Genomic DNA, 14,906 nt, shown 5'->3' with positions numbered 1-14,906 from the left:
GGCGGTCCCGAAAACGGCGGAGTTTATGGGGTGGCTCTCTCGGGACGTCATCGTACATGCCCTCCTGGATGGGAGTGGATATTCCGACGCCATTCCACGACCTGCCCAGTCATCGTAGCAGCCAGCTCATCTGCGGAGGCGTGCAGGACGTCGGCGTTCTGAGCCGAGGCGGCTGTGGCGGCCGCCAACGACAAGAAAGCAGCTGTGGCGAGCGAGCGCTGGACGGATCCGTGAATGGGCATCATGGGTCAAACTCCAAGTGAGGTCGCAAGAAGCCCAACCTCAGCCGCGGAGCGATCAAACGGGGCTCTGGAGGGCCCGCATGGAGGGGCAGCCGATCCGACGGATCCCGTCCCGGAGGCGTCCATCAGAAATGGGTCGGTCACTGACGGGGAGCGCGGGGCCATAGTGTCGGCCGCGATCTCTCTGCATCGCGCGCCGAACTTGATCCATCACCTCGTGGGGCGGGACGCCGTCGCGGATCAGGCGTCGGACCCGGGCCGGGATATCGAGCATCCGGCCGTCCTGCATTCTTTGGTCCATGGACTGACGTGTCCGCCAGCGCGCCATCTCCATGAGTTCGGCGAGCACCACCAGCGCTACTGGAGACCGGGGGCGATCGCGGGGCAGAGACCTGAGCGCCTCCGTCGGGACTCCGCGTTGAATGGCATCGGTGCTAGCAACGACGAGGGAAAATCGCCGCGGACGCGCCCAGCGCGGTACGGGCCTGGCCAAGGCGACGAGAAGAGCAGGAAGCGGGGACTGTCGCACGTTCTTCATCGGATGTCTCCATGGTTGAGTGTCCCTTCAGCGGCGCATTCGATGTAGAGACGGTGCGATCGGCGAAAAGGTAACGTGGCTCTTAGCGTCCATTCGACGAAGTCGGGCTCTCCCTTGTACATTCGGACCGCTTCGGACCCTCGCGCGTGAACCGCCGAGCGGGTTCGACCCGAAAACGCATCGCGGAAAGGCACACACGTTGAAGCGAATACTCGTTACTGGAGCCGGAGGGCAGATCGGCTCATGGCTGGTCCCCCGCTTGCGCAAGCTGTACGGCGAATCGGCGGTCATGGCGACAGATGTCCGGCACCTGGCCTCCGAGGTGATAGACGCAGGGCCGTTTCAGGTGCTCGACGCCACGGACGCCAAGGCGATTGGGGAGACGGTAACGCGGCACGGCGCCGATACCGTATACCACCTCGCGGCGATTCTCTCGGCGATCGGCGAGCGTGACCCGCGCCTCGCTTGGCACGTGAATATGTCCAGTCTGGAAGCGGTCTTAGAAGTTGCGCGAGAGCAGGATTGCGCGGTGTTCACTCCGAGTTCGATTGGGGTATTCGGCCCAAGTACCCCTAAGGATTCCACCCCGCAGGACACGCTCATGCGCCCCGCCACGATGTATGGCGTCACGAAGGTCGCTGGCGAGCTGCTCTGTGATTACTACCACACGCGATTCGGTGTGGACACGCGGGGCGTTCGCTTCCCGGGGCTTATTTCCTATGGGGCTCCTCCCGGAGGAGGCACCACCGACTGGGCTGTCGACATTTTCTATCAGGCCGTCGAGAAAGGCTCTTATACCTGCTTCTTGGGTCCGGAGTCGCAGCTGGACATGATGTACATGCCGGATGCCATCGACGCCCTCATTGGCATCATGGAAGCCGACCCGGACCGGCTGATCCATCGCAACGCGTTCAACGTCACGGGTATGCAGCTGACTCCGGAGGGCCTCTCATCAGAGATCCGCAAGCACTATCCCGACTTCGCCATCGACTACGATGTGGACCCGGTCCGTCAGACGATCGCCGATTCCTGGCCTGACCGGATTGAGGACACTGCCGCTCGCGAAGAGTGGGGCTGGAGTCCTTCGTATGATGCCGCTGCGATGACGGCGGACATGTTTTCACATCTCACCGCAGAATAGCACGGAGTAGCTCATGCCGGTCGATCGCCTGACCACGGTTCTCGAAGATCACGTTTCAGGGCTCCACGAGGCGGGGACCGCGAAGGGTGCGGAAACCGTCGTCACCGGAGTGCGGCGTGCTGAAGGTGAGCGCGGGCCACGCTTTCTCCTCGAGGGCGAAGGTGACAAGGAGTTCATGAGAATGAACTCCAATTCCTACCTTGGACTTGGCCTGCATCCCGCCGTTGTCGCCGCCGAGGAAAGGGCGACCGCTGAATTCGGTGCGGGGCCTGGGGCGGTGCGGTTCATTTCCGGGAGTTACCAAGCGCACGTGACGCTCGAGAGGGAGTTGGCCGCGTTCCATGGCCGCGATGCCGGGATGATTTTCTCATCCGCCTATGCGACGATCGTCTCAACCATCACGCCGCTGGTCACGCCGGACACCGTCCTCATTTCAGACGAGTTGAACCACAACTGCATCATCAGTGCGATGCGGCTGTCTCGTCCCGCGGGCAAGGCGATCTACGCCCACAATGACATGGCGCAGCTCGATGCCGCCCTAGAGAAGTGGAAGGGCAAGGCAAGACGTGCCCTGGTGGTTACCGACGGCATTTTCTCCATGCGCGGAGACCATGCGCCGCTCGACGAGGTTATGGCGCTTTGTGCGAAGCACGATGCTGGCTACGAAGAGAACGCGGTATGCATTGTGGATGACTCACACGGCGTTGGGGGCTTCGGGAAGACCGGACGAGGTACGGAGGAATACACGAACTGCTCACCGGCCGACATTCTCGTCGGTACGTTGGGCAAGGCGTTTGGGGTTAATGGCGGATATGTTGTCGCGAATGATGCCACGATCAATTTCCTTCGTGAGTCGTCACAGATGTATATCTATTCGAACCCGATCACGGTGGGTGAGGCTGCTGCCGCGCTCGCCTCGATACGATTGGTTGCGAGTGCCGAGGGCGAGGCGCTGCTCGACAATTTGCGGGCGCTGACGAAGCGCTTCCAAGACGGGCTTGGCCGGATTGGCATCGAGACGATCCCTGGTGAGCATCCGGTCGTACCGCTCATGATTCGTGACACTCAGAAGACCCACGACCTTGTGCGACACCTGTACGAAAATGGCGTGCTGGTTACGGGCCTTGCCTTTCCGGTTGTGCCGAAAGGCGACGAAGAGATTCGCACACAGATCAATGCGGACCACACCGAGTCGGACATCGATGAGGTCCTGAATATGCTTGAGGCGTACGTAGCCTAGAGATGGTGCCTGCCGGGGGTGCCGCTCTACGCACGACAAGTCTACGATTCGCTTCATACTGGCCGTGATGGCCTTCGCAATCGTTAAGGCAGGGGACCCGGCTCGAGCGCCGACCCATGATGTTGACAAGGCCGGGAGGGCCGATCCATGTCTGATTTGATCACTCGCAGGACACTCATCCGAAGCGGCGTTGGTGTGGCTGCTGCTGCGGTCGCTGCCCCCTTTGTGAACATGGGCCGATATCGACTTTTCGCGGCGAGCGCTCAGGAGTACACACGTAGGTGCGTGGATCTAGTAAACGATTCGCTCGTCATCGACATGCTGGGACTGACGACGTTGAATGGTGAACGACGACAGCGATGGGGAGTGGATTTTTCCGGCATGACGGAGACGGACGTCGAAGAGTTCCGTCAATCGGGAATCGACGTGTTTCATATCGCACGCGGTGTAGGCGGTGCGACAGCGGAACAGGCGTACCAGAACGTCCTCGCCTTCGTAGGGTCGTTCAACGCGATCATCGCGAATCGCCCGGACGTGTTTGTTCGGATCGATTCCGTTGAGGATCTCTTGGCCGTTCACGGGTCGGGCCGGGCTGGGATTTTGATCGGCCTTCAAAATTCCACCCATTTCCGATCGCCGGCAGACGTCGAGACATTTCACGGGCTAGGCCAGCGTGTGAGTCAGTTGACCTACAACGACCGCAACATGATCGGCAACGGCTCGACCGAGCGGGTCGACGGAGGCATCAGCGACTTCGGGGTCGCGATCGTCGAGGAAATGAACAGGGTCGGTATGGTCGTCGACGTGTCGCACTCGGGCGACCAGACCACACTGGACGCCTGTGACGTCTCTCGGGCTCCGGTGCTCTATACGCATTCCAACGCACGTGTCCTCAACCCGGGACACCCCCGCTGCAAAACGGACGAGGCGATTCTGCGAATGGCGCAGACCGGTGGCGTTATGGGGATCACTGGGGTCCGAATGTTCGTCTCTGATCAGGAGCCCACCACGGTCGAGCACTTCCTCGACCACTTCGATCACGTTCGCGATCTCATCGGGGTCGAGCATCTCGGGCTGGGTTCGGATATCGACTTGCATGGCTACGATGATATGCCAGCCGACGAGTACGAGAGCCTAAAGTCAGGCTACAAGGGGTCCTACGGGTTCAGAGACAAGATCGATATCGATGCGATCGCTCACCCTAAGCGGATGTTCGACGTCACGGACGGCCTGATCCGACGGGGGTACACGGATGACCACATTCGCGGAATTCTGGGTGCGAACTTCCAGCGTGTGCTCGGTGAGATCTGGCAGGGGATGTAGCCACCCACCGTCGCCTGCGGCTACGAGGAAGTCCTCTCCGGTTCGGTGACAGCAGAGAACTTTCTACGAGTGCTCCCGGGCGAGGCCACAGCGTACTAGCTCGCGGCGGGCCCCCGGTAGGACGTGTGACAGCCGCCACATGTAGCTTGGACGCCCTGCAACGCGGCGCCGATCGCTTCGACATCTCCCGATCGCGCAGCGGTCACGAGTCGCGCAGTAGCATTCTGGATGTCCGTAACCTTGTCCATGAAGTCGTCACGGTTCTCCCAGATGGCTGGCAGAGCTCTCGAGCCCGGCTCAGCGGTGCCTTCCGGGAATGCGTTGGCAAGGGCCTGAGCCATCCGCTCGAAGGCGACAGCGTGATGCTCGGCGTGCCCCATCGGTGCGGCCTCCCCCATTGCGGCGCGCACACCGCCCATGTGGGTCCGGAACGATCCCATGAGCGATTGGCGATACTGCACAACGGGTGAGGCGTCTTGCGCGGCTACCTGCATAGGCGGAGCGATGCCGAGGCTCATGGCCAGGGCCAGTCCGACGAAAATCTTCTGTGACGGATGCTTCACGGCTTTCCTCCGTGGTTGAGGGCTCGATTCTCCGGGCGGTCAGACGGTGCAGGTATAAGTACGGATTGCCACCTTAGCGAGCGCTTGGCGGCAGCGCGAGCGCGATCAGGCGGCCGGATGTGTTCCGATCGCCGATCGCTACGACGATGAATTGCCTGCCGTCCGACAGGTACGTCATTGGAGCTCCTGAGGTGCCGGCTGGCAGATCCATCTCCCAGACGACCTTGCCGGTGTTCTTGTCCCACGCCCGGAACGCCTTGCCGCCGGCGATCGGGAGAATCGACAGCGCGTCCTCGGTGCCTTCGCCGAGGAAGAGTAGGGTGCTCGTGAGCATCGGCGCCGGCCGACCACGCTGACCGAGCCACGGCAGGTCGAGGTGAGCGATCGCAGGGTGGTCGATAGGGCCTGGTCCATTCGCCTGCATCCAGAGGTGGTCACCTGAATTCATATCGATGGCGGTGACGCGCCCGTAGGGTGGCTTGAGGAGTGGCAAGCCGCCCGGCATCGGAACCTCGCGCGGAAGCCCGCGGATGTATCGATGGTCGGAGCTGTCTGGTAGGGGCGGGGGAACCAGCGCGGTCACGTTCGGCGAGGTGACTGAAGGAACGAAGAGCCGTCCCGTCTCCGGATCCACGGCGGCGCCGCCCCAGTTCGCCCCTCCCACCCAACCGGGCAGGAGGATCGTGCCGAGTTTTCCATCGACACCCTTCACCGTCGGTGGCGTGAACATTTCACCGTAGACGAAGTCCTCGAGGATGCCTTCAGCTTCGGCCCGCAACTCGGGCGTGAAGTCGATGAGGTCGTCGGTCGTGATGCCCTGGAGGTCGAACGGGGCCGGATGGGTGGGGAAGGGCTGCGTCGTGGCAGCGACTTCTCCCGGCACCGGGGACGGAGGTACGGCACGATCCTCGATCGGCCACAGCGGCTCACCCGTCTCGCGATTGAACGCAAACACGAACGCCTGCTTCGTCACCTGAACGACTGCCTTCACAGGCTGCCCGTCGACCACGACGTCCATGACGTTCGGTGCCGCCGGCGGGTCATAGTCCCAGATGCCGTGCCGGACCATCTGATAGTGCCAGACTCGCTCACCCGTATCGACATCGACTGCTACGACCGATTCGCCATAGAGGTTGTCTCCTGGCCTCGCTCCGCCGTACCAGTCGTTCGTTGTGGTCTTGAGCGGGAGGTAGACGTGACCGAGCTCCTCATCTGCGCTCATTAGCGTCCAGACGTTTCCGTTGCCGCTGTAGGCCCATGACGAGTCTGCCCACGTGCTGACTCCGGGGTCACCGGCTTCCGGAATCGGGTTGAAGCGCCACCGCAGCTCTCCGGTGCGCACATCGTACGCCCGGACGTACCCGGGAGGGGCAGTCGTCCAGTTCCGGTTGGGGACCATCGCAGTCGCTCCGACGATCACCACGTCGCGGACCACAAGGGGCGCCGATGACCACTGATAGGTGAGCACGCGAGGGTCCGGGTCGTCCGCCAGGTTCACGGCTCCTGCAGACCCGAAGTTCGGGTCTGGCTGTCCTGTGACAGCATCGATGGACACGAGGTGCTCACCTGAGCCGACGAAGATTCGCTCGCCCTGACCATCGCTCCAGTAACCGACCCCGCGGTTAGAGCGACCGGTTGGGGTGTCGCGAAGGCCTGCCGCGTATGGGTCGTAGCGCCAGACCTCTTCACCCGTTGTCGGGTCGAGGGCCAAAGCCTGTCCGAGATTGGTAGACGTGTATAGACGGTTTCCGATTTTGATCGGCGTCGCCTGAAAGTTCGGATTTACGGACGTCCCCTCGTGCTCCCCGGCCATTCGATAGTCGGCCGACTCCCACGTCCAGGCAACTTCGAGGTCACCAACGTTGGTGGCGTCGATTTGATCGAGTGGGCTGTACTTCGTCGCTGCGAGGTCTCGGGCGTAGTGGGGCCAGTCGCCGGGGTCGATGCCGTGTGTTGAAGCATCAGTACAGGCCGTTGAGGCCAGGACGATTGACGCCACTGTGAGCGCGAGGGGTGCGAATCGAGTCAATGGAAATCTCCAAACTTCAGGGCGGGGCGCCAACATGCCTCGGGGACTCCTTGCCCCGCAAACGCCGGTGAGGACGGCGGGCGGGTCGACGAGGGGTCGGTTGCCCAAGTTGCCCCGGCTCTGAACGGCGGACATCCTCATGCCCTTGCTGGTGTCCGTCAAATTGTACGAGGGAGTTCGCATGCAGGAAGGCCGGAAGGAAGTTGGTGTCTGGTGGAGGGTGGGCGTCGTCGGAATGCTCTGTACGCTCTGCGTCCCGGGACTTCTCGAAGCCCAGCAGCCCACGCTCACACCCGATGCCTACGGTCAGTTCGAGCGCCTCGGAGCTTTCGAACTCGATCCTCTCGGAGACTGGCTCGTCTCGACGATCACGAGAGTGGACGGGAGCAGCGAGTTGCGTCTGGCACCGGTCAGCGGCGCCGGGACAGCGATCGTTCTCCCACACGGGCGCACCCCGTTTTTCAGTGCGGACGGACGGTGGCTCGCCTACCGGAAGGGGGTCTCACAGGACGAAAGCGAGGCCGCCGAGGACCCGATTGAGGATCGACTCGGGCTCGTGAACCTCGAGAGCGCGACCGATACGGTCCTGTTTGACATCAGTTCGTTCGCGTTTCGTGATGACGGCACATGGCTGGCAGCCAGGGGTGTGCCCAGCGCGGACTCAGTAGGTGGGAACCTGATCGTGATGGATCCGATGACGGGTGAGCACACCGTCATCGGCAACGTCGACCTCTTCAGTTGGCAGGACGAGGGGATGCTGCTCGCCGCCACGTTGAAGACCGCCTGGGGTTCATCGAACGGTGTTGTTCTGTTCGATCCTGAGGCAGGCACGCTCCGCACACTCGACTCGGGAGACGCGGAGTATGCCGCGCTCGCATGGCGGGACGAATCCAGCCAGCTGGGTGTCCTTCGTTCGGTTGAGCGCGACGACTATGAGGAAGTCTCCCACGATCTGCTGGTCTGGGACGATGTGCGCTCCTCCTCCTCCGTGCAGGCGCTCGATGCGATCGAACACGCGGGCATCCCTGCAGATACACGCATCACGGACTACTCTGGCCTCCGCTTCAGCGAATCGGGCCGCACAGTGTTCGTGGGCCTCCGGCCCTGGGAGGGCTCAGGCGACGCCGATGAGGACCAGGAGTCAGGTGATGATGACTCGGAGGGGGAAGCCCAGGACTCCGAGGACGAAGATCACGACGACACTAAGGACGAAGTGGGACCCGCAGACGTTCAGGTCTGGCACTGGGATGACGATCAGGTTCTGAGGGCACAGGAGTACCGGTCCGGCCAGATCTCTCGTCAGACGAACCTTGCCGCCTGGAATCTGGATGAGGATCGGCTGGTCGTGCTGGGCGACGACCTGGAAGAATCGGTCCGAATCGTTGCAGGGGGTCAGTGGGGCCTCGTTGGCGACTACGACCCATACCTCTTCGAGCGACGCTTCGGAGCGGGCACCGCTGACTGGTATCGCGTGGACGTAGAGACCGGAGAGCGGATAGCGATCGCAGACCGCGTCGACTTCGGTGCTCAGTCGCATGCCGACCTCTCGCACGTCCTCGTGTACAAGGACGAACGCTGGACTGCGATTGACATGTCGAACCTCAAACGAGCGGTCCTCGGTGACGGGCGCAGTTTCACCCAGTCGCTTTCGGACTACGACTACCCCGGCTCGCGTCCGACGTGGGGTGTCGGCGGGTGGTCCTCCGATGGTGAGTGGGCGCTCCTTTACGACAAGCACGACGTCTGGCGGGCAGACCTCAGCGACGGCGCTCTTTCACAGGTTACCGACGGCGCGTCAGCCGGAGAGCAGTATCGCGTTGCCAATATCGACCCGGATCAGTCGGCATTCGGACCGGCCCTGCTCGACAGCGATGACGATCTGTGGCTCTCCGTTCGACACCTGACCACCAAGGCGTCCGGATATGTGAGGACTACCGACTCAGGACAGGAGCGAGCCCGGATTTCGATGGACGCCCGGGTGACGGGGTTCCGAAAGGCGCGCAACTCGGATCGTTTCGCTCTTCGGATGGAACGGTGGGAGGATTCTCCGGACGTTTTCGTCGGAGGAGACGATCTCTCTGACCTCACTCAGGTGACGCAGACGAATCCGTTCCAGGCCGACTTCGCGTGGGGACGCTCCGAGCTGCTCGACTACACCACGGACGCAGGTCACGACCTGCAGGCGATTCTGGTCTATCCGGCCGACTTCCAGGAAGGCCGGCAGTACCCGCTGATTCTCTACCAGTATGAACGACTGTCCGACAACCTCCACAGCTACGACGTCCCGGGGGAGCGCGACTACTACAACTATCAGGCGTGGTCTCAGGAGGGGTACTTCGTCCTGATGCCCGACATCGTCTACGAGCCGGGGCGCCCGGGGCCGTCTGCTCTCGATGCGGTCGAGCATGCTCTCGATGCTGCGGTCGCCACGGGACACGTCGATGCGGACGGGATGGGGCTCATTGGACATTCATGGGGAGGCTACCAGGCGTCGTATCTGCCGACCCGCACCGATCGTTTTGCTGCGTCCGTTGCCGGCGCGGCGATCACCAACTTCATGAGCTTCATGGGTGCAGTGCACTGGAACGGAGGCCTTCCCGAGGTTGGCCACTGGGAGACCGGTCAGGCCCGCATGGCGTCGCCGTACTGGGAGGACCTCAAGGGTCATCTCGAAAGCTCTCCGGCGAATTTCATCATGGATCTCAACACCCCGATGATGCTCATGCACGGCGACGCTGACGGGGTGGTCGATTTTTACCAAGGCCTGGAGTTCTACAACTACGCTCGCCGGGCAGGGAAGGAGGTGGTCTTGCTGGTCTACCCGGGTGCGGACCACGGGCTCAGCGAGGAAACGCAACAGGTCGACTACCACCGGCGCATCCTAGAGTGGTTCGGTCACCACCTCAGAGGCGACCCCGCCCCCGCGTGGATCACTGACGGTGAGACGTGGACGGAACGGGCGAAGCGGATCGGCGGATGACCGAGGGCCGCGTCCGGATGACTCTGGCCTCGACCGTCTGAGCCGGTGCGGATGCCCGGACCTTGGGTGGGGGCACTTGTCCGTCTCTCCCGCGGTTCCCATTCTGCCGCTTCCGCTTTCGCCACATCGTTTGTTCTTTCTGGAGAGACTCTCATGCGCTCGCTCCTACGACGCGTGCTGCCAGTCGCAGCGCTTCTCGGATTCTTGGTTCCGATTCAGGCCTCTGCGCAGGCCGACAACCGCCTTCCCGACCTCAAGGACGAAGTTCTCCAGATGGTCGAAGAGGATGCGAAGCAGGTCCAGGAGATCGTGGACATGCTCTTCAGCTTCGGCGAGCTCGGCTTTCAGGAATTCGAGACGCAGCGCTACCTGACGGGCATCCTCGAGGAGGCCGGCTTCGAGATTGAACTCGGCGTCGCGGGCATGCCCTCGGCATGGACGGCTCGATGGGCGAACGGTACCGGCTCTCCCGTCATCGCAATGGGTTCCGATGTCGACGGAATTCCGCAGTCGAACCAGAAGCCGGGTGTTGGCTACAGGGATCCGATTCTGTCGATGGCGCCGGGGCATGGCGAAGGGCACAACTCGGGACAGGCCGTGAACATCGTGGCCGCGCTGAACGTGAAGGAGTTGATGGAGCGGGAGAACATCGACGGGACCCTGCTCATGTGGCCGGGGATCGCGGAGGAGCAGCTCGGCTCGAAGGCGTTCTTTGTCCGGGACGGAGTATTCGACGGGGTTGATGTGAACCTCTTCACACACGTCTCGTCGAACTTCGGGATGGCTTGGGGGCAAGGCGGTGGAAACGCACTCGTCTCTGCTCAGTTCCGCTTCGTGGGCGAAACCGCTCATTCCGCCGGTTCCCCGTGGCGCGGTCGGTCGGCGCTCGACGCGATCATGCTGATGGCGCAGGCCTGGGAGTTCAAGCGCGAGCATCTTCGTCCGGCGGAGCGCTCGCACTACATCATCGTCGACGGTGGTGATCAGCCGAACGTTGTACCGCAGCTGGCGACGATCTGGTTCTACTTCCGTGAGATCAATTACGACCTCGTCATGGAGTCGTACAACGCTGCGAAGCTCATGGCCGAAGGCGCCGCACTCATGACGGGGACTCAGGTCGACACGATCATGACCGTCGGATCGGCATGGAGCCGGCACATGAGCCGGCCGGTTGCTGAGGTTTCCTACGCCAACATCGAGCGTGTAGGTCTGCCTGAGTGGACGAAGGACGATCACAACCTCGCCAAAGGCCTACAGCGAGAGCTCGGTCAGGAAGAGCGGGGGATGCCAAGTGAGATCGGATCGCTGAACGGCCCCGTTGACCTCTCCCGCTCTCTCGGTGGCGGGTCGGACGACATCGGCGACGTGTCGTGGAACATGCCTACCGTAACGATGCGATATCCGGCAAACATGCCGGGTGGCCCGGGGCACAACTGGGCGAACGGAATCGCGATGGCAACGCCGATCGCGCACAAGGGATCGCTGGCAGGCGCCCAAGTGCAGGCACTGACGCTTCTCGACCTCTTTCTCGACGGGGAGACGGTCGAATCGGCGTGGGACTATTTCAACGACGTGCAGACGGTGGAGACCACGTACACGCCATTCATCACGCCGGACGACAAGCCCGCGATCTTCCTCAACGAAGATCTCATGAATTCGTGGCGGGAGATCATGCGACCGTACTACTACAACCCGGACCAGTTCGACACCTATCTGGAGCAGCTTGGCATCGAGTACCCGACGCTGCGCACACAGCCCGTCAGCGAGGATGGCGCGGAGGCCGCTCCGGACGCATCGCGTCCGGGCGGATGAAGTGACACGGGTGAGCGTAAGGTAGTTTGCTCCTGAGCACTGCCGTTGTCGATATTTCGTCACGAGACCGACAGCCGGAGCTCATGGATGATCCCGGTCTTGACCGGGGCAGACACCTCGAGGCACTCCAAGCCCTCGAACGGATCAACTGGGTCTCGTTCGGGGGCCTGCGTGTCTGGCACGAAGTCCAAAGGCTCTACGCCGAGCGGAATGAGACCGTGCGCGTTCTCGATGTGGCGTGCGGTGGTGGTGATGTCCTCCGGGACGTCGCACGGCGGGCTGCGGGCTCCGGGATCTCGGTTGAGCTTCGCGGCTGCGACATCAGTTCGGTGGCTCTCGAGGAGGGGCGTCGGACCATCGGTGATGCAGGGCTCGCGGATTCTGTCGACCTCTTTAAACTCGACGCGTTGGAAGGTGATCTCCCCGAGGGCTATTGCCTCATCACTTCGTCGCTCTTCCTGCATCACCTCTCGCGGGTAGACGCGGTCTCACTCCTCAATCGGATGGCCGCGGCCACAACTCGATCAGTTCTTATTCAGGATCTCCGGCGGACGCGCCTCGGCTATCTGTTTGCCTGGGTGGGGCTGCACACGCTGACCCGATCCGACGTCGCTCGAACGGACGGACTGCGCTCTGTTTTCGGCGCTTTTTCAATGGGTGAGATTCGCAAAATCTGCGAGGATGCGGGCCTCTCCGGTGCGAAGGTCGACACGGGGTGGCCGCAGCGCTTCACGATTCGGTGGCGCCGCCCGTGACAGCCCTAGAACCAGTGGTCGAGGAGTGGGACGTCGTCGTCGTTGGCGCGGGGCCGGCAGGAAGTCTGGCCGCCCGGCAGGCAGCCACGAACGGCGCGTCAGTCCTCCTGGTGGACCGTGACCCGTTCCCGCGCTGGAAGGTGTGCGGTGCCTGCTTGGGACCCGCAGGACAAGATGTACTGCGGTCGGTGGGCTTAGGAGAACTCCCTGAACACCTCGGGGCGGTTCCGCTCGCGACTCTGCGTCTGAGCAGTAGCGGCTCGCATGCGACCATAACACTCGATGGGAACGTGGCTCTGTCTCGCCGAGCACTGGACACCGCGCTTGTGGCCGAAGCCGTCGAGGCCGGTGCGGACTTTCGCCCAGGGACCTCCGCCTCTGTGGTGTCGTCGCAGGATCAGCGGAGTGCCGCTCCCGGAGCTATCAGACTCGAACACGAGCCCGGACGGCTCGCTCTCACTCTGCGGACGGCTGGTGAGTGCTCGACTGTTGGTGCTCGTGTGGTGGTCGATGCCACCGGGCTCGCGGGAACGCTCGACTCCGCCCGGCCCGTGGTAGCGTCGGGCTCCTTCATGGGGGTCGGTGCGGTGTTCGACCAAATCCCGTTTGAGATCCTGCCTGGAAATCTGCATATGGTCATCGGCAAAGAAGGGTATGTCGGGCTTGTTCTCGATGAGGATGGCTCTCTCACGGTGGGCGCCGCGATCGGAGCGAAGACCGGCCGCGCACCGGCCGAGGTCGTTAACGGAATCCTCGCGCAGAGCGGATTCCCTGCCCTCAGCGCACGGCCGTCCGCCGGCTGGCGAGGGACGCCGTTGCTTACGCGCGGCAGCTTCGAGATCGCCAGTCCACGACTGTTTCGGATCGGAGACGCAGCGGGATATGTCGAGCCTTTCACGGGAGAAGGGATGGGGTGGGCGCTCGCTTCCGCGGTCGACTCGGCCCCCTATGTCGCCAGCGCGGTCGAGCGATGGGACGATCGCCTGGGCCGTGAATGGACAAGAGTGCATCGGAGGGGGGTGGGGCGTGCCCAGTGGTTCTGCAGAGGAATGGCTAAAGCCCTGCGGCGCCCGGCCTGGACACGCGCAGCGATCCGTGTGCTGGCGGCGCAGCCCGGTCTCGCCCGTCTCTTGGTTCGTGCGGGGTCTCGCAGCGCTCGTCCCACGCCTCATGGAGTGGCTCAATGATGATGCGAATCGATGGAATCGGAACAGCAGTACCTGAACACAGCATCACCCAGGCGCAGGCCGTCGACCTGCAGCGAAGCTTCGGAGTCGTCGACGACAAACGCGCTCGCGTCCTCCGCGCGCTCTATCGCCGGTCCGGGATCAAGACCCGACGGTCGGTCCTTTTGCGTGCGTCCGAGGGGCCACTCGAGGAGCGCCTCAGTTTCTATCCGCATGCACGTGACGAGCAGGACTGCGGCCCTTCGACGTCGGCCCGAATGGGCGTTTACGAGACTGCGGCGCCTGGGCTGGCCGTTGCGGCCGCCGGGAGGGCGCTGCTCGCGAGTGACACCCGACCCGAGGAGATCACTCACCTGATCACGGTGTCATGCACCGGTTTTGTGTCACCGGGCGTCGACACCGCATTGGTCGACCAACTGGGTCTCTCCCGAACAGCCGAGCGCACAAATGTCGGGTTCATGGGTTGTCACGGCGCCCTGAACGGCCTTCGCGCGGCGCGTTCGTTCGTCGAGGCTGACCCTGATGCCGTGCCTCTTCTGTGCGCGGTCGAGCTGTGTACGCTCCATTTCGCCTACGGGTGGGACCCGGACATGCTGGTTGCCAACGCTTTGTTCGGGGATGGCGCGGCGGCCCTGGTGGGACGGTCGACTGATACCGACGATCCGTGGCGAGTCCGGGCCACGGGTACTTTTCTCATGGCGGATTCCGAGGACGCGATGTCGTGGCGTGTCGGCGACCACGGCTTCCGGATGACGCTCTCGGCGCAGGTTCCGATCCTCATCGAGGCCAATCTGAAGTCGTGGCTCGCTCAGTGGCTTGGTGAGCACGGGTTGGCGATCGCTGACATCGCGTCATGGGCGGTACATCCGGGCGGTCCGAGGATTCTCACGTCGGTGCAGACCGCCCTGGGACTGTCCCGCGACCACACCTCGGTGTCGCGATCGGTTCTGGCCGAGAACGGAAACATGTCGTCCCCGACCATCCTCTTTATTATCGACCGAATGCGTACTGAGGGTGCCGACCTTCCCTGTGTCTCGCTTGCGTTCGGCCCCGGCCTCGCGGTCGAGGCTACCCTCTTTCTGTAGGGCTTCGGCGA

12 protein-coding genes are annotated in these 14,906 nt (G+C 62.9%); 8 read left to right on the top strand and 4 right to left on the bottom strand.

Features of this window, described 5'->3' with window-relative positions; genetic code table 11:
• Positions 1–47 precede the first annotated feature (47 nt).
• Both OSA81_07185 and OSA81_07180 read right to left on the bottom strand, forming a co-directional pair.
• Positions 48–245, bottom strand: a complete 198-nt coding sequence (locus tag OSA81_07185) for a hypothetical protein (protein ID MDE0898782.1) — start codon at positions 243–245, stop codon at positions 48–50.
• Positions 246–297: 52 nt separating this feature from the next.
• Positions 298–780, bottom strand: a complete 483-nt coding sequence (locus OSA81_07180; GenBank protein ID MDE0898781.1) for a hypothetical protein — start codon at positions 778–780, stop codon at positions 298–300.
• A gap of 199 nt (positions 781–979) precedes the next feature.
• On the opposite strand from OSA81_07180, the gene OSA81_07175 reads away from it, so the two are divergent.
• The 3 genes from OSA81_07175 (at position 980) to OSA81_07165 (ending at position 4,484) form a co-directional block, all read left to right on the top strand.
• Positions 980–1,921 carry an NAD-dependent epimerase/dehydratase family protein gene (locus tag OSA81_07175; protein MDE0898780.1) on the top strand — a complete coding sequence of 314 codons (942 nt, stop codon included), beginning with the start codon at positions 980–982 and terminating at the stop codon, positions 1,919–1,921.
• Between the two features lie 13 nt (positions 1,922–1,934).
• Positions 1,935–3,161: a pyridoxal phosphate-dependent aminotransferase family protein gene (locus OSA81_07170; GenBank protein ID MDE0898779.1), complete on the top strand. Its 1,227-nt coding sequence runs from the start codon at positions 1,935–1,937 to the stop codon at positions 3,159–3,161.
• Positions 3,162–3,308: 147 nt separating this feature from the next.
• On the top strand, positions 3,309–4,484 hold the full coding sequence (locus OSA81_07165) for a membrane dipeptidase (protein MDE0898778.1): 1,176 nt from the start codon (positions 3,309–3,311) through the stop codon (positions 4,482–4,484).
• Between the two features lie 95 nt (positions 4,485–4,579).
• Here OSA81_07165 and OSA81_07160 read toward each other — a convergent pair whose 3' ends face one another.
• Complete coding sequence (locus tag OSA81_07160) at positions 4,580–5,047, bottom strand: cytochrome c (protein MDE0898777.1); 468 nt, start codon at positions 5,045–5,047, stop codon at positions 4,580–4,582.
• 73 nt (positions 5,048–5,120) lie between these two features.
• A complete protein-coding gene (locus tag OSA81_07155; protein MDE0898776.1) occupies positions 5,121–7,076 on the bottom strand; it encodes a PQQ-binding-like beta-propeller repeat protein in 1,956 nt (651 codons plus the stop codon).
• A 139-nt stretch (positions 7,077–7,215) separates the two neighbouring features.
• Between OSA81_07155 and OSA81_07150 the strand changes: the two genes are divergently transcribed.
• The 5 genes from OSA81_07150 to OSA81_07130 all read left to right on the top strand — a co-directional run bounded on the left by OSA81_07150 (position 7,216) and on the right by OSA81_07130 (position 14,895).
• Positions 7,216–10,056, top strand: a complete 2,841-nt coding sequence (locus tag OSA81_07150) for a prolyl oligopeptidase family serine peptidase (protein MDE0898775.1) — start codon at positions 7,216–7,218, stop codon at positions 10,054–10,056.
• A gap of 153 nt (positions 10,057–10,209) precedes the next feature.
• Complete coding sequence (locus OSA81_07145; GenBank protein MDE0898774.1) at positions 10,210–11,868, top strand: amidohydrolase; 1,659 nt, start codon at positions 10,210–10,212, stop codon at positions 11,866–11,868.
• A gap of 83 nt (positions 11,869–11,951) precedes the next feature.
• Positions 11,952–12,623, top strand: coding sequence for a methyltransferase domain-containing protein (locus tag OSA81_07140; protein MDE0898773.1), 672 nt, complete (start codon positions 11,952–11,954; stop codon positions 12,621–12,623).
• Entirely contained in the window at positions 12,620–13,810 is a 1,191-nt protein-coding gene (locus OSA81_07135; protein MDE0898772.1) for an NAD(P)/FAD-dependent oxidoreductase, read from the top strand. The genes OSA81_07140 and OSA81_07135 overlap by 4 nt, the downstream gene beginning before the upstream one ends.
• Positions 13,807–14,895: a type III polyketide synthase gene (locus OSA81_07130; GenBank protein ID MDE0898771.1), complete on the top strand. Its 1,089-nt coding sequence runs from the start codon at positions 13,807–13,809 to the stop codon at positions 14,893–14,895. Before OSA81_07135 ends, OSA81_07130 begins: the two co-directional genes overlap by 4 nt.
• Positions 14,896–14,906: the final 11 nt, after the last annotated feature.

Source organism: Longimicrobiales bacterium (assembly GCA_028823235.1).
In the GTDB taxonomy this organism is placed as follows: Bacteria; Gemmatimonadota; Gemmatimonadetes; order Longimicrobiales; family Gaopeijiaceae; genus UBA2589.
Note: the sequence above shows the minus strand (reverse complement) of the source record. Positions and strands in the feature narration are given on the sequence as shown.

What these genes read in the sequence shown, in the direction of transcription:
- OSA81_07185 (MDE0898782.1), bottom strand. Translation starts at nt 245, where the DNA reads ATGATGCCCATTCACGGATCCGTCCAGCGCTCGCTCGCCACAGCTGCT.
- OSA81_07180 (MDE0898781.1), bottom strand. Translation starts at nt 780, where the DNA reads ATGAAGAACGTGCGACAGTCCCCGCTTCCTGCTCTTCTCGTCGCCTTG.
- OSA81_07170 (MDE0898779.1), top strand. Translation starts at nt 1,935, where the DNA reads ATGCCGGTCGATCGCCTGACCACGGTTCTCGAAGATCACGTTTCAGGG.
- OSA81_07165 (MDE0898778.1), top strand. Translation starts at nt 3,309, where the DNA reads ATGTCTGATTTGATCACTCGCAGGACACTCATCCGAAGCGGCGTTGGT.
- OSA81_07150 (MDE0898775.1), top strand. Translation starts at nt 7,216, where the DNA reads ATGCCCTTGCTGGTGTCCGTCAAATTGTACGAGGGAGTTCGCATGCAG.
- OSA81_07145 (MDE0898774.1), top strand. Translation starts at nt 10,210, where the DNA reads ATGCGCTCGCTCCTACGACGCGTGCTGCCAGTCGCAGCGCTTCTCGGA.
- OSA81_07140 (MDE0898773.1), top strand. Translation starts at nt 11,952, where the DNA reads ATGGATGATCCCGGTCTTGACCGGGGCAGACACCTCGAGGCACTCCAA.
- OSA81_07130 (MDE0898771.1), top strand. Translation starts at nt 13,807, where the DNA reads ATGATGATGCGAATCGATGGAATCGGAACAGCAGTACCTGAACACAGC.